Origin of the sequence: Pedobacter sp. HDW13, assembly GCF_011303555.1 — a bacterium.
Lineage (GTDB): Bacteria > Bacteroidota > Bacteroidia > Sphingobacteriales > Sphingobacteriaceae > Pedobacter.
The window spans coordinates 2,466,230-2,485,702 of the sequence record NZ_CP049868.1 but is presented as its reverse complement, the minus strand read 5'-3'; the positions used below and the strand labels follow the sequence as shown (position 1 = coordinate 2,485,702).

General features: G+C 41.5%; 18 protein-coding genes, 2 rRNA genes and 2 pseudogenes. 5 read left to right on the top strand and 17 right to left on the bottom strand.

Annotated elements, in window-relative coordinates:
* Positions 1-2: 2 nt before the first annotated feature.
* On the bottom strand, positions 3-884 hold the full coding sequence (locus G7074_RS10490) for a diacylglycerol kinase family protein (protein ID WP_233603770.1): 882 nt from the start codon (positions 882-884) through the stop codon (positions 3-5).
* A gap of 225 nt (positions 885-1,109) precedes the next feature.
* Between G7074_RS10490 and metK the strand changes: the two genes are divergently transcribed.
* Positions 1,110-2,360, top strand: a complete 1,251-nt coding sequence (gene metK, locus G7074_RS10485) for a methionine adenosyltransferase (RefSeq protein WP_124558235.1) — start codon at positions 1,110-1,112, stop codon at positions 2,358-2,360.
* A gap of 106 nt (positions 2,361-2,466) precedes the next feature.
* Here metK and G7074_RS27140 read toward each other — a convergent pair whose 3' ends face one another.
* The 6 genes and pseudogenes from G7074_RS27140 to G7074_RS10460 all read right to left on the bottom strand — a co-directional run bounded on the left by G7074_RS27140 (position 2,467) and on the right by G7074_RS10460 (position 7,537).
* Positions 2,467-2,619, bottom strand: a complete 153-nt coding sequence (locus tag G7074_RS27140) for a hypothetical protein (protein WP_240916580.1) — start codon at positions 2,617-2,619, stop codon at positions 2,467-2,469.
* A 96-nt stretch (positions 2,620-2,715) separates the two neighbouring features.
* Positions 2,716-4,577, bottom strand: a pseudogene (locus tag G7074_RS10480) (peptidase domain-containing ABC transporter); the annotation flags it as partial.
* A 6-nt stretch (positions 4,578-4,583) separates the two neighbouring features.
* Entirely contained in the window at positions 4,584-5,744 is a 1,161-nt protein-coding gene (locus tag G7074_RS10475; RefSeq protein ID WP_166208295.1) for an HlyD family secretion protein, read from the bottom strand.
* A gap of 63 nt (positions 5,745-5,807) precedes the next feature.
* On the bottom strand, positions 5,808-6,014 hold the full coding sequence (locus G7074_RS10470) for a hypothetical protein (protein WP_124558238.1): 207 nt from the start codon (positions 6,012-6,014) through the stop codon (positions 5,808-5,810).
* Between the two features lie 294 nt (positions 6,015-6,308).
* Complete coding sequence (locus G7074_RS10465) at positions 6,309-6,836, bottom strand: biopolymer transporter ExbD (protein WP_124558239.1); 528 nt, start codon at positions 6,834-6,836, stop codon at positions 6,309-6,311.
* Between the two features lie 143 nt (positions 6,837-6,979).
* Positions 6,980-7,537 carry a superoxide dismutase family protein gene (locus G7074_RS10460; RefSeq protein ID WP_166208292.1) on the bottom strand — a complete coding sequence of 186 codons (558 nt, stop codon included), beginning with the start codon at positions 7,535-7,537 and terminating at the stop codon, positions 6,980-6,982.
* A 116-nt stretch (positions 7,538-7,653) separates the two neighbouring features.
* Here G7074_RS10460 and G7074_RS10455 point away from each other — a divergent pair, with 116 nt between their 5' ends.
* Positions 7,654-8,001, top strand: a complete 348-nt coding sequence (locus G7074_RS10455; protein ID WP_124558241.1) for a hypothetical protein — start codon at positions 7,654-7,656, stop codon at positions 7,999-8,001.
* 117 nt (positions 8,002-8,118) lie between these two features.
* Positions 8,119-8,970 (top strand): DMT family transporter, encoded by an 852-nt coding sequence (locus G7074_RS10450; RefSeq protein WP_124558242.1) that lies wholly within the window; start codon positions 8,119-8,121, stop codon positions 8,968-8,970.
* Position 8,971: 1 nt separating this feature from the next.
* Here the strand turns inward: G7074_RS10450 and G7074_RS10445 are convergent, their stop codons facing one another.
* Positions 8,972-9,256, bottom strand: coding sequence for a putative quinol monooxygenase (locus G7074_RS10445; protein WP_124558243.1), 285 nt, complete (start codon positions 9,254-9,256; stop codon positions 8,972-8,974).
* Complete coding sequence (locus G7074_RS10440) at positions 9,228-9,857, bottom strand: NAD(P)H-dependent oxidoreductase (protein WP_124558244.1); 630 nt, start codon at positions 9,855-9,857, stop codon at positions 9,228-9,230. The genes G7074_RS10445 and G7074_RS10440 overlap by 29 nt, the downstream gene beginning before the upstream one ends.
* A 100-nt stretch (positions 9,858-9,957) precedes the next feature.
* Here G7074_RS10440 and G7074_RS10435 point away from each other — a divergent pair, with 100 nt between their 5' ends.
* Positions 9,958-10,860, top strand: a complete 903-nt coding sequence (locus G7074_RS10435) for a LysR family transcriptional regulator (RefSeq protein WP_124558245.1) — start codon at positions 9,958-9,960, stop codon at positions 10,858-10,860.
* Positions 10,861-10,909: 49 nt separating this feature from the next.
* Here G7074_RS10435 and G7074_RS27135 read toward each other — a convergent pair whose 3' ends face one another.
* From G7074_RS27135 to hutH, 5 genes and pseudogenes are all read right to left on the bottom strand, one after another.
* Positions 10,910-11,614 (bottom strand): hypothetical protein, encoded by a 705-nt coding sequence (locus tag G7074_RS27135; RefSeq protein ID WP_240916554.1) that lies wholly within the window; start codon positions 11,612-11,614, stop codon positions 10,910-10,912.
* A gap of 69 nt (positions 11,615-11,683) precedes the next feature.
* Positions 11,684-11,830, bottom strand: a pseudogene (locus tag G7074_RS27585) (hypothetical protein); the annotation flags it as partial.
* A 20-nt stretch (positions 11,831-11,850) separates the two neighbouring features.
* Positions 11,851-12,009, bottom strand: a complete 159-nt coding sequence (locus tag G7074_RS27580) for a urocanate hydratase (RefSeq protein WP_255456797.1) — start codon at positions 12,007-12,009, stop codon at positions 11,851-11,853.
* 2 nt (positions 12,010-12,011) lie between these two features.
* The gene (locus G7074_RS27575) at positions 12,012-12,911 is read right to left on the bottom strand and encodes a hypothetical protein (RefSeq protein ID WP_255456796.1); all 900 of its coding nucleotides are present in this window, start codon (positions 12,909-12,911) and stop codon (positions 12,012-12,014) included.
* A gap of 20 nt (positions 12,912-12,931) precedes the next feature.
* On the bottom strand, positions 12,932-14,464 hold the full coding sequence (gene hutH / locus G7074_RS10425; protein WP_124558247.1) for a histidine ammonia-lyase: 1,533 nt from the start codon (positions 14,462-14,464) through the stop codon (positions 12,932-12,934).
* Between the two features lie 77 nt (positions 14,465-14,541).
* On the opposite strand from hutH, the gene G7074_RS10420 reads away from it, so the two are divergent.
* A complete protein-coding gene (locus G7074_RS10420) occupies positions 14,542-15,435 on the top strand; it encodes a LysR family transcriptional regulator (RefSeq protein ID WP_124558248.1) in 894 nt (297 codons plus the stop codon).
* 83 nt (positions 15,436-15,518) lie between these two features.
* Here the strand turns inward: G7074_RS10420 and G7074_RS10415 are convergent, their stop codons facing one another.
* The 3 genes from G7074_RS10415 to G7074_RS10405 all read right to left on the bottom strand — a co-directional run bounded on the left by G7074_RS10415 (position 15,519) and on the right by G7074_RS10405 (position 19,388).
* A complete protein-coding gene (locus G7074_RS10415; protein ID WP_124558249.1) occupies positions 15,519-15,935 on the bottom strand; it encodes a hypothetical protein in 417 nt (138 codons plus the stop codon).
* 383 nt (positions 15,936-16,318) lie between these two features.
* Positions 16,319-16,430, bottom strand: a 5S ribosomal RNA gene (gene rrf, locus G7074_RS10410).
* Between the two features lie 82 nt (positions 16,431-16,512).
* Positions 16,513-19,388, bottom strand: a 23S ribosomal RNA gene (locus tag G7074_RS10405).
* Positions 19,389-19,473 lie beyond the last annotated feature (85 nt).

Below are 19,473 nucleotides of genomic sequence, written 5' to 3'. Positions count from 1 at the left end.
TGTTATGGCACAATTACCTGTAACGATAAGGGATGTACAAGAGCTTCAATTTCGGCACCCATTTGTAAAGGTTCGCCATCTACATGTACAGCTCCGGCTTTTTCCCTTGTAATTTTTATATTTTTTCCTTTAATAATTTCAATCATATCTGATTTTTCTGCCTTGCCCCTCAACATTACATAACCCAAAACAGGCAATTTTATTATCGGAAAAGGCTTAATAATGCAAACATCGAGCAAACCATCCTTTACCGAAGCATTGGGTGCAATGTAAACATCGTTACCATATTGCGAAGAGTTGGCAATGCTAATGGCAAAAGCTTTCCGGGTGTAGGCTGTACCATCAATATCCAGCTGGTAGGTTTGCGGCTTATAATTAAAAACTTCCTTAAAGCCAAGTTTTACATATCCGGATAAGCCACGCTTTTTATCTTTCGAAAAAACAGCGCTTAAATGTGCATCGAAGCCCATTCCTGCGAGATTAAAAAAACATTTATTGTTAAACTCAGCTGTATCTATGCAATCGGTTTTAAAATTGTTAATCAAATCTAAAGCATACTTTAAATTTTTCGGGATTTTTAAAAACCTTGCAAGCCCATTTCCCGAGCCAAGCGGCAAAATTCCCAATACCTTGTTATGCTTCAAAACTTTAGTAGCCACTTCGTTAATGGTACCATCGCCTCCTGCAGCAACAATTACATCAAAATTTTTGGTTGCCGCTTCATCAGCCAGTTCTCCGGCATGCCCCACATATTCGCTAAACACGAAGTTCGCATTAAACTTTTCCTTGTCCAGGTATTGATCGATAAAATCGGGGATACGTAGCTTTCCTCTCCCACCCGAGATGGGATTGATTATAAAGAGGATATTGATCTTTGTGTGCAAAGTGTAAGATTGAATGCACAAAATAATCTATAATTTTTGAAATAAAGAAAATATGCTAATTTTGCAGCAGTAAAAAAGTGGATTGATTTGCTATCCCGACACTTCGGGACCGGATTGCAACCACTTAAAAAAATTGCTAATGCCTCCTTTCAATCATTTTACCACCTGTTTCCAAGGGGTTTGGCAATTATTAATTTGTTTATTTATCATTAATTTATTTAATAAATGTCGTATTTATTTACATCAGAATCTGTTTCTGAGGGGCACCCAGATAAAATTGCCGATCAAATTTCGGATGCATTAATTGATAACTTTTTAGCTTTCGATCCAGAATCAAAAGTGGCCTGCGAAACATTGGTTACAACTGGTCAGGTTATTTTAGCCGGTGAGGTAAAATCTAAAACTTATTTAGATGTACAGCAAATTGCCCGCGATGTGATCAAGAAAATTGGTTATACCAAAAGCGAGTATATGTTTGAGGCAAACTCATGCGGAATTTTATCTGCCATACATGAGCAATCTCAGGATATTAACCAGGGTGTAGATAGAAGCAACAAAGAAGAGCAAGGTGCCGGCGATCAGGGTATGATGTTTGGTTATGCAACCAACGAAACTGCCGATTACATGCCTTTGGCTTTAAACCTATCACACAAGCTTTTACAGGAACTTGCAGTTTTAAGACGTGAAAATAACGAAATTAAATATCTGCGTCCGGATGCAAAAAGCCAGGTTACTTTAGAATACGACGACAACAATAAACCTGTTCGTATCGATGCGATTGTAATTTCTACACAGCACGACGATTTTGATGAAGAAGCTACCATGTTGGCTAAAATCAAAACCGACCTGGTAAATATTTTAATTCCACGTATCATTAAAAGCAATCCGCAATATGCGCATTTGTTTAACGATAAAATCGAATACCACATTAACCCAACCGGTAAATTCGTAATCGGTGGTCCGCATGGAGATACTGGTTTAACCGGTCGTAAAATTATTGTTGATACCTACGGTGGTAAAGGTGCCCACGGTGGTGGTGCATTTTCGGGTAAAGATCCAAGTAAAGTAGATAGAAGTGCAGCTTATGCAACCCGTCATATCGCTAAAAATTTGGTCGCAGCAGGTGTTGCCGATGAGATTTTGGTGCAGGTATCGTACGCAATCGGTGTGGCTAAACCAATGGGTATTTACATCAACACTTACGGAACTGGTAAGGTTGGTAAAACCGATGGCGAGATTGCTAAAATTGTAGAATCGATTTTCGATATGCGTCCCTACTTTATTGAACAACGTTTAAAATTGAGAAACCCGATTTATAGCGAAACTGCTGCTTACGGACACATGGGCCGTACGCCTGAAACAGTAAGCAAAACTTTCAGAACACCAAACGGTGAAGAAAAAACCGTTACCGTTGATTTGTTTACCTGGGAGAAATTAGATTACGTAGATCAGGTTAAAGCTGCTTTCGGCGTTTAATCAATCAGGATAAATTTAAAAAAAGGCGTTTTGCAGCATTGCAGAACGCCTTTTTTGTTAGACTTACGAAGTCGGCACGGGCCAATGCAATGGCAAACTTCGGAAGTTAGGCCAAATGGTATTTCAGTTCGTGGTGGCTGCCTTGCTCTACTACCTGCCCCTTATCAAGCACAATAATCTTATCGGCATTATTTAAAGTACTCGATCGGTGGGTAATTACAATTACTGTTTTTTGTTCGGCTTTTAACAGGGCAATCATCCTTTGTACATGCTGTTCCGAAACAGCATCGAGTGAAGAAGTTGCCTCATCCAGGATCAGAATTTCAGGATCGCGGTATAATGCCCTCGCAATGGCAATACGCTGCCGTTGCCCCCCGATAAACTGGTGCCATTTTCACCCAAATAAGTTTGAAAACCTTTGGGCAAAGCTTCTATAAAACCCATCAATCCCAGCTTACTGGCAATATCAATAATCCGCTGCATATCGGGTTCTTCTTCGCCAATGGCGATATTTTCAATCACATTGCCGGCAAATAGGTCTATTTGCTGTGGCACTACCGATATCATCCGCCTCAGCGAAGCATTGGTAATGTACTTAAGATCATATTGGCCAATACGTACATTTCCGGATTGGATAGGGTAAATATTTTGCAGGATTGACATTAAAGTCGATTTCCCCGAACCGCTTTCGCCCACAATGGCAGTAAATTTTCCCTGTGGGATGGTTAAATTCAGATCCTCAAAAACAGCCAGTCTTTTTCCATAGCGGAACGATACGTTTTCGAAGTGAATATCACCAATTTTATCGGTACTTAATTCGATCTGGTTTTCGTCGGTTTCCCTTTCCAGATCCATGATCTCAAATAAACGATCAGCAGCAATAACTGCATCCTGCACCGTTTTGTTCATCCCAATCAGCGATGAAACCGGACCGGTAAAATAACCAATCAGTGTATAAAATGATAAGAGTTCGCCAGGGGTAATTGAATTGCTCAGCACATAGCCTGCACCTACCCAAAGCAAAATAATGGTAATGATGCGCGAAACAAATTCGGTTGAAGTACCCGATACCACCGCATTGAGGTTAGATTTAAAGCCTGTCTGCAATAATTTAATAAAGCGCGTTTCGGTTTTTTCGTTGGCATGCTCTTCTAAACCAAAACGCTTAATGGTACCCACGGCATTTAAACTCTCTACCAGCTGCGATTCGAGCTCGGCTGCATCTTCCATTAACCTACGTTGGGTACGCTTGTTAAACTTATCGGTTATAAAATAAATGATGAGGTACAAGGGAATAACGGTAAGCGTTATCAATGCCAGTTTCCAGTAGTAGGTAAACATCATGATAAACGAAAAGAAAACAATAAAAATGTTTACCAGAAAGTTTACGCATACATCATTCAAAAAGGTACGGATTTTTACTGCATCGTTAATCCGCGAAATAATTTCGCCCACCCGCATGGTATCAAAAAACTGTTGCGGCAACCGGAGCAAATGTTTGTAATAGCCTAAAATAAGCTTCGCATCAATTAACTGACCCGTTTTTAACGTAAAAATAGTTTTAGCCGAGCCAATAAAAAGCTGAACGACCAAAATTACCATCATTGAAATGCTCATTAGGTTGAGCAGATTCTGATTACCGTCAACCAACACAAAGTCGACCAGTTTTTGTACAAAAATAGAGGTAGATAAACCCAACACAGTATAAACAACTGCACCAAATAAAACTTGTGTCAGAATGCCTTTGTGCGGTTTAATCAAATTCCAAAATCTTCCCTGAATTGATTTTTTTTCATTGCCAAGCTGAAAACTTTCAGATGGCAACAACAACACCAGTGCACCAGTCCACTCCTTTTTAAATTGATCATGTGTTTTACGATGCACGTTCCCATCTATAGGGTCCATCACCTCTATAAATTTATTGTTTACTTTATATATCACTACAAAATGCTGCAGGATATCATTTACAATAATATGCGCAATGGCAGGTGTAGGTATTTTAAATAAACTATCAAAAGGCGCTTTTACACCTTTTGCTTCAAATCCTAATTTTTGAGCGGCCTCTACCAGCCCTAAAACCGTGGTTCCTTTTTTATCTGTTCCGGCAAGTTGCCTGATACGGGCAACCGCTAAATTTAACTTGTAATGCGAGGCCACCGAGGCCAGACAAGCCGCGCCACAATCAGTAATATCTCTTTGCTTAACCTTAGTACTCATGGCCTGTTATGTTTTTTGGATTAAGTTTGGATTAACCCAGTCGTCTACCTTATCGTAAAGCAATTGAAATAAACTGCGGTCAGTTACTTTAAAACGGGCAGTAAAATTCATTCCCTTTTTTAAATAACCTTTGTAACCGTTTTTAAGCATCAGGAAATTTTTATCCATCAGGCACTTTACCTTAAAGGCAGGCTGGTTACCGTTTAAAATCACAATATCATCGGCAATATCAATCACTTTACCCACAGCCAGGCCCCACTGGTTATAGTTATAGGCATTAATCTGAAAGTGCACCTCCTGTCCTTTTCTAATCAGGCCAATATCGGATGGATTGATGTAACAATAAGCGGCCAAACCGGCATCGGGCGAAACCTCTCCGATTTTTTGGTTGGCAAAAACATAGGCTCCGTTTTGTATCCCAACTAAGTTCTGAACCGATCCATCGATCGGAGCCCTTAATACATACTGTTTTTTCTGTTCGTTAATTTCGGCTTGCTGACCAGAAAGCTCGCGCAGTTCGTTGCGGTAGCCGTTGGCTTCGGTTTGCCATTGGGTTTTATATTTGGTACGCACCATAAGGTAAACCGATTCGGCCTGCTCCAGTTCGTATTTGTATTTTTCATATTCAGATTGCGTAAGCACTTTATTCTGGTACAATTTATTGTAACGTGCAAAGGTGCTTGTTGCCTGCCGCTTGGCAATACCGGCATTTTTTAATTCCTGTACATATTGCTGCCATGAGGCTACATATTGCCCCGTTTGTAGACTGGAAGAACCGCCATTAAACGATAAAAGAGTGCTAATATCCTGTAAAAAGCGGGTTATCTGGTTTTTACGTGTTTCAACCAGCGCATCTTGCTGCTTGGGTAATCCGGCATCAATGGCTAGGAGGGTATCACCCTGTTTCAGTCTTTTGTTATCCGCTAGCTTATACTGTATTAAGCGACCGTTTACGGGTACAATAAGTTCAGTTTTTTCGATAGTTGATTGTAAAATACCGGTACCATTAATACTAATGGGTATTTTAATAATGGGAAGGGCCACTAGCACAGCTATAATGGCCACTACGGTAACCACATAAATTAACTGACTGGGCTTACTGATTTGAGAACGATAAACGAGAGCGGTATTTGAAATTTTTTCGGTTGAGTAGTTGGTTAAAGCCATAGTATTTAGTTGATAAAGCATCCGCTATCCTGAAAATCAGAACAGCGGATACAATAACTTTGCTTATAAGCTCCAAACAAGTTTCAAAACATTGGTCAATGTTTTGTTTAAGAATGTTGAAGTATCTGCACCAACTGCGTTTAAAGCGGTAGAAAGAGAAGTTAAAACTTCAGTTAAAGTATTGTTAACAATACCACCACCTTCAACTTGCGACATTTCGGCTGTGTTCATTTCCTGAACGTTAAGATTTTTTAATTCTAAACTTTTCATACTAGATTTTTTTGAGTTTTAAGCTCCCTACTCATTAAAGGCTTTTCGGGATTGCCGCCTAATGCCTGGCCAGACAATAGACGAATGTAAACATATTAGCAGTACAGGTGTATTATTAAACATCTAACAAAAAACTAACGTAAGCTTAACAAAACGCATAAAACAGCTTAAATCGACTCCAATTGGCCTGTTTACTCAAAAACCATTGTATTATTTATCATATTCAATTTATTCATTAGAAAAAAATCAGGGCATATTCGTTTTATTCGCTGATTTTAGACCAACATTACCTGTTTACATGCCTTTCGATTTCATAAATAAGGATTCTTCCTTACTGATATGGTCATCGTCGATTGCATACGATTTGATACCGACAATTTTCATTTCATCTACCAAATCTACAAAATCCTGAAATTTAGACGTTTTGGTAGGTTTGATAATCACAATCATGAATTTTGCCGGATTATTGGAATGTGTTTTAGCCACTTTAAGTTCATTTGCCTTTAACTCATCCTGAATATTTTTAACGGCTACTACTTTCATATCTGCTTTTTCTATTGTCCCCATGTAACAAACAGCCTGGTTATTCTTCCCCAATAAAATGGTCATGGTTCTGGATTCAGGATAATTATCAGTAACATCTGTTTTGATGGGTTTAGCAATATCTGCCGCATTTAGCGAGCCCAAAGAGGTAGTGAGCATAAAAAATGTTGTCAGTAAAAACATCAGATCTACCATTGCAGTAAGGTCTACCCTTGGTGTCGCTTTTTTGGTTCTTCCTTTTGCAGCCTTGCTGCCTTGCGATTCGTTTAGTGTTGCCATAATATTTGGTTTTTTAATGATGATGACAATAAAACTCGAATTGCATAAAAAAAGCGGTTAAAAATTAACCGCTTAAAAAGTAATCAAATAAAACACTTACTTATATCTACAACAATCATTCATCAATAGACTTCTCGGCTCCATTATATTCCGCTCGAAGTGACGAAGAGACTACTTAACTGCTTCAATAACCCACAGCCTACCCTTGGGCCCGAGTTGCCGGTAGGTTGTGTTGTATAATCGTCGGTACCACCGTGTACAATAATCGCTCTGCCGATAATATTTTTAATGTCGCCATCTTTAATGCTCCACCGATCGGTGGTTATCGATAAGGTTGCATGCCCTTTACTATCGAGCATAATATTCCCAATATCGCCACTGTGGTAAGCTACCGAACCCCACTTCCCATGTGCTTCTTTCGTAGGATTCCAGTGCCCGTGTGTATTCTCGCCCATGTTACCGCAATCGCCATGTTCGTGAAAGTGCACGGCTACATTACTATCCGCCCTTGCCGCAAAATTCATTTCAATATCGAGTTTAATCTTCCCATCACTAAGCTCGTAAAACTTCGCTGTACCGATATTTTTCGATGGATCGGCTGTTTCAGTCAGGTTGGCTTGCGCCACTTCTTTATCGGTTTTGGTACAGGCGTTTAAAAAAGCTGTGCCGACAATTAACAGGCTTAAAAAATATTTTTTCATGATTTTAAAATTTAGTTTAAGGAGAAACAGCCTGAAAACCATTTGGTTTGGTTTAAAATCATTTGTGATAAAACCATTTCGAAAACCACTTGTTTAAATTATAAAATCGTATAACCATGGAACAGCCAATTGCAATGAACACTTTGAGTCAAATTTTGGAGAAATTGAGGCTGAAAGGAAAAGATAACGAATTAAAAATAAGCGATCACGGCAAGATGCAAAGCAAAACGCTGGGCACCATTTATAACCCAGAAGATTTAACCATCGTAAAAACTTATCGCTTTGAAGGCGATTCCGACCCTGCAGACAATTCAGTATTGTACCTTGTAGAAGATCAGGATAAAAACATAGGCTATATACTTGATGCTTATGGCATCTATTCGGATAACGAAGGCCCATCTTTTGATGATTTTTTAAAAAAAATCCCGACTGAAAACAGGGATGAACAGGAACTGTTTTGTTAATAACCTATTGATACATTTGAAAAAGGAGAATTGGAATAATCTGATTCTCCTTTTTTTATTTAAAAAAATCTGGAAAGTGATAATTCCGTAATTTTGCGCCTCAATTACGAGTCCCAGATGAAAAGCAAATTAAATATCCCACCTATACCTGCTGTTTTACTCTCTATCATCAGCGTACAGTGCGGAGCTGCAATTGCGAAAGGGCTTTTCCCACAAATCGGGGCTGCTGCAACAGCATCGTTGAGAATAGGATTATCGGCTATTATTTTATTGATTGCTTTCAGGCCAAACCTGCTTAAATTAAATTTTAAGCAATGGAAGTATGTCATCCTGTATGGCATTTGTTTGGGTACTATGAACATGGTGTTTTACATGGCCATAGCCAGAATACCGGTAGGACTTGGTGTAACTTTAGAATTTGTTGGCCCATTGCTCCTGGCCATTTTTGGTTCAAAAAAAACTATCGATTTTTTGTGGGTAATACTGGCTGCAACAGGTATTGCTTTAATTGCTCCCTGGACCAACACCGGACTTGATATTGTGGGTGTATTACTGGCACTTTTAGCTGGTCTTTTTTGGGCGGGTTATATCATATTAGGTGGCCGGATTTCGAAAATTATGAAGGGTGGCGATGCCGTTGCCATAGGCATGTTGTTTGCCACTGTCCTAATCCTTCCATTTGGCATTTTTGGTGGCGGTTTAGGACAGTTAAATCCTAAATTACTGGGATTGGGGGCTGCACTTGCTCTACTATCAAGTGCTATTCCCTTTACCCTCGAAATGCGCGCGCTTAAACAACTACCTGCGCGTACATTTAGTATTTTAATGAGTCTCGAACCGGCTATGGCTTCGCTCGCAGCATTGGTATTTTTACACGAGTATCTTTCGCTAAAAGAATGTTTTGCCGTTGCATTTGTAGTAATTGCCTCGGCAGGTTCATCGCTTACTGCCCGCCGAGCAAAATTGTAATTTAAGCCAGTTTATCTGTTTTATAAATGGCAATACTTTCTGTTAGCTCAGCAGCTCTGACAACAAATGCTAGAATATAAGGTTGGTCATTGTGAAAATCCAAACTCGCCTGATTTTTCCATTCTTCCTGAAAAATGAAGGTTTCCTGATCGGCAGCTTCGTGTAAATCGTACTGGATGCAGGCGGCTTCCTGTCGTGAATTTACGACCATATCCAATAACACGGCTTTTAATTCAGCCGTAGTTTCTTTTTTACTTTTAACTATTGCAGTTAGATAGAGACTCATATACTTCGGTATTTAAAAAGGTTTCGGTTAAATGTTCAGTGTAAATTTTAAGATCGGTTATGATATCGGCATTTTTTTCTACGTCATGAAAATGTACACCATTAATCCGTTCCATACCAGTAAAAGCGTTCATCCGGTGGAAACCAAATAGTACGCCATCATCTACGCTGGTTTCCATAAAAAACTCTCCCGGTAAAGTAAATGCTTCTTTTGGTGCATTCCATGAAGAGGTTACCATATATTTACGGCCATGTAACATCCCTCCGGTACCGTAATTGCGCGTTGGGTTATCCGATTTGCGGCCGTCGCTGAGGTAAATACCACTGTTATGGCCTTCGGTAAATACCACATCAATATATTGTTTAAAGGCATGTGGCACCTGGAACCACCAGATTGGCGTATGATAAATTACAACATCTGCCCAAACATATTTGGCCACTTCTGCTTTAGGATCGTAAGCATCGTTAATGTTGGTTGTTTGCACTTCAAATTCAGGCAATTGCGAAAAGAAATCGATTGTAGCATTAGTAATGGTTTCGTTAAACCTTCCGCCGGAGTGGCCGAATTTCTGACCGCCGTTTATGATGAATATTTTTGTCATTTCGTTTTTTTTATTTTGATGACACAAAATTACATTGCCTACTTCTATTATTAAAACAAGTTAATTTATAGATTTGTATCAGAATTATAATAACACAATTATGGTTAATTTAGAATGGTACAGAAGTTTTAAGGCAATTTATAAAACAGGCACTTTAACAGGTGCGGCCGAAAATTTATTTATATCGCAACCTGGGGTGAGTTTACACCTCAGTTCGTTAGAAAGTTATGTAGGCTACAAATTATTTGAGCGCACTGGCCGGAAGATGATTCCTACAGAAAAGGGAAAAGTGCTTTATAATTTTATTGTAGAACCGCTGGCCAAGCTCGAAGATGCCGAAAAGCACTTTCAGAAAAGTACGGAAAAACACACCCCAACCATTAGTGTAGGTATGTGTTTTGAAACTTTTCAGATTACGCTCGAACAATACATTTCTACACTTCCTTTTAATGTAATTATCCGTTTTGGTGAATATCCCGAAATGCTCGACCAATTGGATAAGGGTATTTTAGATCTGATTATTACTCCACAAAAAGGGAATTCGCCTAACGTAGAACATGAAGCGTTTTCGTCGGAAACGATTGTTTTGGTAGGTGGAATAGAAACAGATGGAGATACTTTTAATGCGCTTGCTAAAAAGAATGATCTCTTTGGCATGGAAGACTGGCTGAAACAACAGAAATGGTATGGAACCGCGGGAGATATGGAGCACCTTTTGCGTTTCTGGCAGCTTAATTTTGGTAAGCATGCCGATTTCCGCCCGAATTATATTGTACCAAACTTAAATTCTATTGTGCGCTGCTTATCTGGGGGAAAAGGTTTAGCCATTATTCCCGATTTTCTTTGCAAAAAAGAAGTAGAGGAGCAAAAAATAAAGGTGATTTGGGAAGGCAGCAGTAAACTTAAAAACACCTTGTACTTTGGTTGTAGAAAAAATACCCAATACGCTACAGAAATTAGTGTAATTAAAAACCTTTTTAAAGAAGTTATGGTGAGTATTTGATCTGCAAAGCGTTACCAGCCTTAAACCAGTAACGCTTTGCAGGTATTTTTTACATGTTTAAGCCATCCAACAATTCATTATCAACCAGGTTAGGCAATGTTACAGTTAAGCATGGGCTGCGTTCCATTTCGCGTTCGATGGCAAAACGGGCTTCTTTATTGCGTGCCCAGCTTCTTCTCGCGATACCATTATTCACATCATAAAAAAGCATATTCTGTAATTTTTCAGCCGCCTCTTCTGTTCCATCCAGCACCATTCCAAAGCCACCGTTGGTTACTTCGCCCCAGCCCACGCCGCCACCATTATGTATAGAAACCCAAGTAGCGCCTCTAAAGCTATCGCCAATTACGTTATGAATGGCCATATCTGCTGTAAAGCGGCTTCCATCATAAATATTACTCGTTTCCCTAAATGGTGAATCGGTTCCACTCACATCGTGATGATCTCTGCCCAAAACTACCGGAGCAGATAATTTGCCGGTTTTAATAGCCTGATTAAACCGTAAGGCAATTTTTGCCCTGCCTTCAGCATCAGCATATAAAATCCTGCTCTTTGAGCCTACCACAAGCCTGTTCTCTTTGGCTGCTACAATCCAGTTGATATTATCCTGGAGTTGTTGCTCAATTTCGGCAGGGGCCTGAAGTTTAATTTCCTCCATTACCTCTTTTGCGATCCTGTCGGTTATATCCAGATCGCTATCACTACCTGATGTACATACCCACCTAAACGGACCAAAACCATAATCGAAACACATAGGGCCCAAAATATCTTCTACGTACGATGGGTACCTAAAATCGATTCCATTTGGAGCCATAATATCAGCTCCTGCACGGCTACATTCTAAAAGAAAAGCGTTGCCATAATCGAAAAAGTAAGTTCCCTTAGCCACATGGCGGTTAATGCTGGCCGCCTGGCATTTTAGCGAATTCTGAACATAGTTTTTAAACTCGTCGGCAGCCCCGGCCATAAGCGCATTGGCTTCATTAAAGCTTAAGCCAACAGGATAATAGCCCCGGAATACGGATTGTGCAGCGAAGTTTGATCGGAGCCAATAGTCACATCAATCGATTCTTCATCAAACCGTTCCCAAACATCGACTACATTGCCTAGATAGGCTAAGGATACTATCTCCTTTTGGTTTTGAGCCAATTTTACCCTTTCAACCAGTTCATCCAGCCCTCAATCAACTCATCAACCCAGCCCTGTTCTTTTCGTTTAATAGCCGCATGCGGATTTACTTCTGCACAAACGGTTATACAGCCAACAATGTTACCTGCCTTGGTTTGTGCCCCACTCATTCCACCCAATCCGGCTGTCAAGAATATTTTTCCAGCTGTATCTTTACCATAAAAGCCTTTTTTTCTAAAAGCATTCATTAAAGTAATGGCGGTACCATGTACAATCCCTTGTGGGCCAATGTACATGTACGATCCGGCTGTCATTTGGCCATATTGCGTTACCCCAAGGGCATTAAATTTTTCAAAATCAGCTGTAGATGAATAGTTTGGCACCATCATCCCATTGGTAACCACTACACGCGGTGCAGCTGTACTGGATGGGAACAGGCCTTGCGGGTGACCGCTGTACACATTTAAAGTTTGCTTATCAGTCATTGTAGCTAGGTATTTCATAGTAAGCAGGTATTGTGCCCAGTTTTGAAAAACACTGCCATTTCCACCATAAGTAATCAACTCTTCAGGGTGCTGTGCAATGGCCGGATCAAGATTATTCTGAATCATCAACATGATGGCAGCAGCCTGAATGGTTTGACAAGGATATTCGTTAACTGGCCTGGCATAAATAGCATAATTTGGCATAAAACGGTACATGTAAATGTGTCCGTAGCTATCCAGTTCCGCTAAAAATTCGGGAGCAAGTTCACTGTGCCATTTTGAGGGGAAGTAACGCAGTGCATTTTTTAAAGCCAGTTTTTTTTCAGTTGTGTTCAAAACAGTTCTCCTCACCGGAGCATGGCTGAGCTGAGGGTTTCTATCCTTTGCTTTCGGTAATTCTGATGGTATACCAGCTAATATTTCTGCTGCAAAATTCATGTCGTACGAGGCTAAATTGATTAATTAAGTGTTTTTTCTGCCTGTTCAGCAACCGATACCACTTTACCTGTTTTCACAAGGTTTATAGCAGTTTCCATTCTATCGTACATAATCTGATCTTCTTCAAAATGATCAATTTCTGAACGGATGAAACCATGTACGGCAGCCAAAATTCTGCCTGGTTTTAATGGCGCATGATAATCAACAGCCTGTGCGGCACAGAAGAGTTCGATACCCAGAATTTTTTCTACATTTTCTATCACCTGCAAAGCCTTTCTTCCACTAATTGAGCCCATGCTTACATGGTCTTCCTGTCCCAGCGAAGTTGGGATACTATCGGCACTTGCCGGAAAGCAAAGTCCCTTATTTTCGCTGGCCAATGCAGCCGAAGTGTACTGCACAATCATAAAACCCGAATTTAAGCCGGTTTCACGCATCAACAATTTCGGTACACCTGGCGTATTTCCTTCTAACGAAAGGTAAATCCTCCGGTCGCTGATGTTGCCAATTTCGGATGCAGCTAAACAGGCATAATCTAAAGCCAAGGCCAATGGCTGCCCGTGAAAGTTCCCTCCACTTATGGTAAGTTCGTCACTAAATATTACCGGATTATCGGTTACCGAATTCAATTCTATTTCTACTGCTTCTTTTAAATGCTGCCAAGCGGTACGGGAAGCACCATGAACCTGTGGAATGCACCTTAAAGAATAGGGATCCTGTACTTTGGCGCAATCAGAATGCGAGGGCATAATTTCGGAGCCTTGCAACAATTTACTGATTTGCGCGGCTACAGCGATATTGGCAGGGTAAGGTCTTAACTGATGCAAGCGGGGATGGAATGGTTTTTCAGATCCCATTAAACCTTCGATCATCATCGCCGAGATAATATCAGCAGATTTAAGCACATTTTCTAAACGTGAAACAACTTTAACCGCATGTGCAGCTATAAACTGGGTTCCATTAATTAAAGCCAGACCTTCTTTTGGCCCAAGCTGTAAGGGTTGCATCCGATAATCTTGCAGCAACTTTTCAGCAGCAACAATCTCATCTTTATAATGCACCCTTCCTAATCCAATTAAAGGCAGAAAAAGGTGCGACAATGGTGCCAGATCTCCCGATGCCCCCACAGATCCCTGTTTTGGAACTACTGGTGTTGCTCCTATTTCTAAAAACCAGATCATTCTATCTAGCGTTTCAATTCGGATACCAGAATAGCCTTGTGCCAGCGACTGTAGTTTTAACACAAGCATTAGTCTCGAAATTTCCATATCAATAGATCCTCCAACGCCAACCGCATGACTTTTCAGAATATTTTCCTGTAGTTTACGGGTATCTACCGCCGAAATCATCGACGTACACAGTGGCCCAAAGCCCGTGTTAATACCATAAACGGCTTTATCAGCAAGTGCAATCCGTTCTACAACTTTGCTACTTTCGATCACTTTATCGCGAACCTCTGGGCTAAGTACCCCTTTTAAGTTGCCACTACCAATAGCCAAAGCTATATTGGCCGTTAAATGATCTGTTCCGTAGTTAAAAATCTGCTCGCTCATGTTAGAAAAGGTTTTAAACAAAAATAACTCCTATATTTGATACCTATAAATACCAATTACATCATCACGTAATAACCATGGGTTATCAAGTTGAGCTAAGACATTTTAAATATTTTCAGGTACTGGCAGAAGAACTGAAGTTCAGGAAAGCAGCCGACCGGCTTTTTATTTCACAGCCTGGCCTTAGTCGGCAGATTAAACAGATGGAGGAAATTTTTAACGCCCAGTTATTCGATCGAACCAAGAAAAAGGTAACGCTTACCCAAGCCGGATTATACCTTAAAACGGAAGTCGATTTCCTCTTTAGCCATATCGAAAACATTAAAAAGCATTTAAGCGATATCAATGAAGGTAAACAGGGCGAACTCCGAATCGGTTTCCTGGGCTCGGCAGCTCAAAAAATTGTGCCTGAGCTAATTTTCAGGTTGAACAAAGATTTTCCGGAAATCAGAACAAATCTGGATGAAATGCCAAACAAGCTGCAGATTGAGTTGCTTGAAAAAGATATGCTTGACGTAGGCTTTGTGCGCATACAACATTTTAAGGAAGGCATATCTAAGCACGTTATCCATCAAGATACTTTTTCGCTCGTACTACCCCAAAACCATCCGCTCGAAAAGGCCAGTTTTGAAGAAGTTAAAAAGCTGGGGAACGCTCCTTTTATCTTTTTCTCGAGTGATGACAGCCCATTTTACTACGATTTGATTATGAGCATTTGCGAGGATCATGGTTTCAAGCCCAAAACTTTTCACAAATCGGTTAATGCATTAACGATATACAAACTTGTTGAAGAAGGTTTGGGCATTGCTATTGTACCTACAGCGCTTCAGTATGGTTACAAAGAAAATGTAAAATTTGTAGAACTAACGCATATCCCACAACGCACAGAACTCTACATGATCTGGAAAGATGCGAATAGAAATCCCGCGCTAAAAAACGTGATTGATTTATTATTGAAGAACGACCGTTAAAGATCTAGTAACATAATAATAGTCTGCATTTACCTGCCAGGGTTTATACTTTTAACCCTCTAGCGCCCGTATTTAACAGTTGACTAATCGAATGCAATCTGATCTGGTCCGGAGAGTTTACCTATATGGCATGCGCATTCACCTCCGCTTACTTTAATTGTAGCCGACTTAGTTTGGTTAGTTTGTACTGATGTGCCTGTAATTTTTAAATTATCTCCTGCTTCCGATAAACTTCTGGTATTTCCATCATCAACTATAACGAAGGCACCTTTTATCAAACTACTGGTAGCGCTTGAATTTGCTGTTACTTTTGCTCCAGTTCTTTGGTTAATTACGCTAAAATCTTTTACTTCGGCACCCTCACCTTTATTATCCAGAAATCTAAAGACTACGGAACGAAATTCATAGGTACACATTTTGTCATCGCACTCAGAAGTTGTTTTCTTTTTACAACTTAACAATCCAAGAGCCATCAATAATACAAGCGTTATTTTTTTCATCGTTATTTAGTTTAGAAAGAAAACGATAGCGAATCTTAAAACGCTACAGTTAACGTAGCATATAGTTCCAAAAAGCATGTTAATTATATAAACAGGTTGCCTAATCAAACCACTTAATCATTTAGCAGCGAAAAGCAGTACTTATAGGGTAGGTACCGTCCTCCTGTTCGTTGCAATCCCTTTGGAGGAGATAACGCTAGCTTAGGTGTATTCTTTTCGAGCCAAAAGGGATTTCCACTGTCATCAGGGCTATTTTGGATAGGTTTGCAGGTTAAACCTACTGCTTCTCTTTATCATTAAGATCGTATGTATGAAAGCTTAAAGGAAAAATGCTATAAACGAAGAAAACCCTTTAACAGTTTTGTTAAAGGGTTTCTTATAAGATTTGGCACCGACCTACTCTCCCACGTGTTACCGCAGTACCATCGGCTCTGGTGGGCTTAACTTCTCTGTTCGGAATGGGAAGAGGTGGACACCACCGATATAGGCACCTAAATTTCTTTAGATAAGCTATCTCGAGCTTAAATGACATATTATTGAAAGAAGTTAGTTTGAAGAACAAACAACAGTCTGTTTGCTTTGAAAGCTTCGGATGATTAGTACTACTCGACTGTGCTGTCACCAGCTTTACATCTGTAGCCTATCAACGTAGTAGTCTGCTACGGTCCTATATGGAATTCTCATCTCGTGGCTAGTTTCGCACTTAGATGCTTTCAGCGCTTATCTATTCCCAGCGTAGCTACTCTGCAATGCCCCTGGCGGAACAACAGATTCACTAGAGGCTAGTCCAACCCGGTCCTCTCGTACTAAGGTCAGCCCCACTCAAAATTCCTACGCCCACAACAGATAGGGACCGAACTGTCTCGCGACGTTCTGAACCCAGCTCGCGTGCCACTTTAATCGGCGAACAGCCGAACCCTTGGGACCTTCTCCAGCCCCAGGATGTGACGAGCCGACATCGAGGTGCCAAACCTCCCCGTCGATATGAGCTCTTGGGGAGATCAGCCTGTTATCCCCAGCGTACCTTTTATCCTTTGAGCGATGGCCCTTCCATGCAGAACCACCGGATCACTATATCCGTCTTTCGACCCTGATCGACCTGTATGTCTCACAGTCAAGCAAGCTTATGCTATTGCACTCCTCATACGGTTACCAAGCGTATTGAGCTTACCTTTGAAAGCCTCCGTTACCTTTTTGGAGGCGACCACCCCAGTCAAACTACCCATCAAACAATGTCTCCCGCTGAGCGGGATTAGACACCGAATACAGAAAGGGTGGTATTTCAACGTTGGCTCCACGACGCCTAGCGACGCCGCTTCAAAGCCTCCCACCTATCCTACACATCCTGTACCCAATGTCAATGTTAAATTGTAGTGAAGGTGCATGGGGTCTTTCCGTCCCGTTGCGGGTACCCGGCGTCTTCACCGGGACCACAATTTCACCGAGCTCATGGCTGAGACAGCGCCCAGATCGTTACACCATTCGTGCAGGTCGGAACTTACCCGACAAGGAATTTCGCTACCTTAGGACCGTTATAGTTACGGCCGCCGTTTACTGGGGCTTCGATTCAATGCTTCTCCTTGCGGATGACATCCCCTCTTAACCTTCCAGCACCGGGCAGGTGTCAGGCCTTATACTTCATCTTTCGATTTTGCAAAGCCATGTGTTTTTGTTAAACAGTCGCCTGGGCCTTTTCACTGCGGCTTACATTGCTGCAAGCGCCCCTTCTCCCGAAGTTACAGGGCCATTTTGCCGAGTTCCTTAGCCATGATTCACTCGAGCACCTTAGAATCCTCTTCCCGGATACCTGTGTCGGTTTGCGGTACGGGTTTTTATAACCTGAAGCTTAGCGGTTTTTCTTGGAAGTCTGATTACCTGCGCTATCCACTCAGCCGAAGCCTCGCGGTACTATCAGTTTTCAGCACCGTTGGCGGATTTGCCTACCATCGGTATACCTACAACCTTTAACGATCTATTCCGTCAGATCGCGGCAGTGTCACTACTCCGTCCCCACATCGCAGTTATAAAAAGTACTGGAATATTAACCAGTTGTCCATCGAATTTCCCCTTCGGGTTCTCCTTAGGTCCCGACTAACCCTGATCCGATTAGCGTTGATCAGGAAACCTTATCCTTTCGGTGGGCGGGTTTCTCGCCCGCCTTATCGTTACTTATGCCTACATTTGCTTTTCTAGAAGCTCCAGCACCCATTACCAGATACCTTCACTGCCGCTAGAATGCTCCCCTACCGATATATTTCAATCCCATAGCTTCGGTGTACAATTTAATGCCCGTTTATTATCCATGCCCGATCGCTCGACTAGTGAGCTGTTACGCACTCTTTAAATGAATGGCTGCTTCCAAGCCAACATCCTAGCTGTCTGTGCAATCGGACCTCGTTAGTTCAACTTAACTGTAACTTGGGGACCTTAGCTGATGGTCTGGGTTCTTTCCCTCTCGGCGCGTGACCTTAGCACCCCGCGCCTCACTGCCGACTATATTATATAGCATTCGGAGTTTGTCTGGATTTGGTAGGATTTGACTCCCCCGCACCCAATCAGTAGCTCTACCTCTATATAACTCAACGTCGACGCTGTTCCTAAAAACATTTCGGGGAGTACGAGCTATTTCCCAGTTTGATTAGCCTTTCACCCCTACCCACAGATCATCCGGAAACTTTTCAACGTTTATCGGTTCGGTCCTCCAGTACGTGTTACCGCACCTTCAACCTGTCCATGGGTAGATCACAAGGTTTCGCGTCTACCTCCTCTGACTATACGCCCTATTCAGACTCGCTTTCGCTTCGGATCCGTGCCTGAAGCACTTAACCTTGCCAGAGAAGAGTAACTCGTAGGCTCATTATGCAAAAGGCACGCCGTCACGCAACTTGTACGCTCCGACCGCTTGTAAGTACACGGTTTCAGGTTCTATTTCACTCCCCTGTTCGGGGTTCTTTTCACCTTTCCCTCACGGTACTGGTTCACTATCGGTCTCTCAGGAGTATTTAGCCTTACCGGATGGTGCCGGCAAATTCCCACAAGGCGTCTCCGACCTCGCGGTACTCAGGATACTGCTAGGCTAGCATTCTATACGTGTACTGGGCTATCACCATGTATCGCCGGGCTTCCCATCCCGTTCCACTTCTGTTTGCTAATGCCACGTTGCAGTCCTACAACCCCCACTTTGCCGTAACAAAGTAGGTTTGGGCTCTTTCCCTTTCGCTCGCCACTACTCAGGAAATCATTGTTATTTTCTCTTCCTCTGCTTACTTAGATGTTTCAGTTCGGCAGGTTTGCTCATTATATGTGACATGTCTTCAACATGCCGGGTTGCCCCATTCGGAAATCTTCGGATCAATTCCTATTTGCAAATACCCGAAGCTTATCGCAGCTTATCACGTCCTTCATCGCCTCTGAGAGCCAAGGCATCCCCCGTGTACTCTTTATTACTTTCTTCTACTCATGCGCCTTTTGCGCCGCATGGTATGCTTTTTTGCTCTTGTTATGATGTCTCATACCCCTCATCTGATTGCTCATTTGA

Bases quoted from the DNA above. Each gene is read 5' to 3' on its own strand.
- G7074_RS10420 (WP_124558248.1), top strand. From the start codon at position 14,542: ATGGGTTATCAAGTTGAGCTAAGACATTTTAAATATTTTCAGGTACTG.
- hutH (WP_124558247.1), bottom strand. From the start codon at position 14,464: ATGAGCGAGCAGATTTTTAACTACGGAACAGATCATTTAACGGCCAAT.
- G7074_RS10470 (WP_124558238.1), bottom strand. From the start codon at position 6,014: ATGAAAAGTTTAGAATTAAAAAATCTTAACGTTCAGGAAATGAACACA.
- G7074_RS10445 (WP_124558243.1), bottom strand. From the start codon at position 9,256: ATGAGTCTCTATCTAACTGCAATAGTTAAAAGTAAAAAAGAAACTACG.
- G7074_RS10415 (WP_124558249.1), bottom strand. From the start codon at position 15,935: ATGAAAAAAATAACGCTTGTATTATTGATGGCTCTTGGATTGTTAAGT.
- G7074_RS10475 (WP_166208295.1), bottom strand. From the start codon at position 5,744: ATGGCTTTAACCAACTACTCAACCGAAAAAATTTCAAATACCGCTCTC.
- G7074_RS27575 (WP_255456796.1), bottom strand. From the start codon at position 12,911: ATGAATTTTGCAGCAGAAATATTAGCTGGTATACCATCAGAATTACCG.
- G7074_RS10460 (WP_166208292.1), bottom strand. From the start codon at position 7,537: ATGAAAAAATATTTTTTAAGCCTGTTAATTGTCGGCACAGCTTTTTTA.
- G7074_RS10435 (WP_124558245.1), top strand. From the start codon at position 9,958: ATGGTTAATTTAGAATGGTACAGAAGTTTTAAGGCAATTTATAAAACA.
- metK (WP_124558235.1), top strand. From the start codon at position 1,110: ATGTCGTATTTATTTACATCAGAATCTGTTTCTGAGGGGCACCCAGAT.
- G7074_RS10440 (WP_124558244.1), bottom strand. From the start codon at position 9,857: ATGACAAAAATATTCATCATAAACGGCGGTCAGAAATTCGGCCACTCC.
- G7074_RS27140 (WP_240916580.1), bottom strand. From the start codon at position 2,619: ATGATTGCCCTGTTAAAAGCCGAACAAAAAACAGTAATTGTAATTACC.
- G7074_RS10465 (WP_124558239.1), bottom strand. From the start codon at position 6,836: ATGGCAACACTAAACGAATCGCAAGGCAGCAAGGCTGCAAAAGGAAGA.
- G7074_RS10455 (WP_124558241.1), top strand. From the start codon at position 7,654: ATGGAACAGCCAATTGCAATGAACACTTTGAGTCAAATTTTGGAGAAA.
- G7074_RS10450 (WP_124558242.1), top strand. From the start codon at position 8,119: ATGAAAAGCAAATTAAATATCCCACCTATACCTGCTGTTTTACTCTCT.
- G7074_RS27135 (WP_240916554.1), bottom strand. From the start codon at position 11,614: ATGTGTTTCGATTATGGTTTTGGTCCGTTTAGGTGGGTATGTACATCA.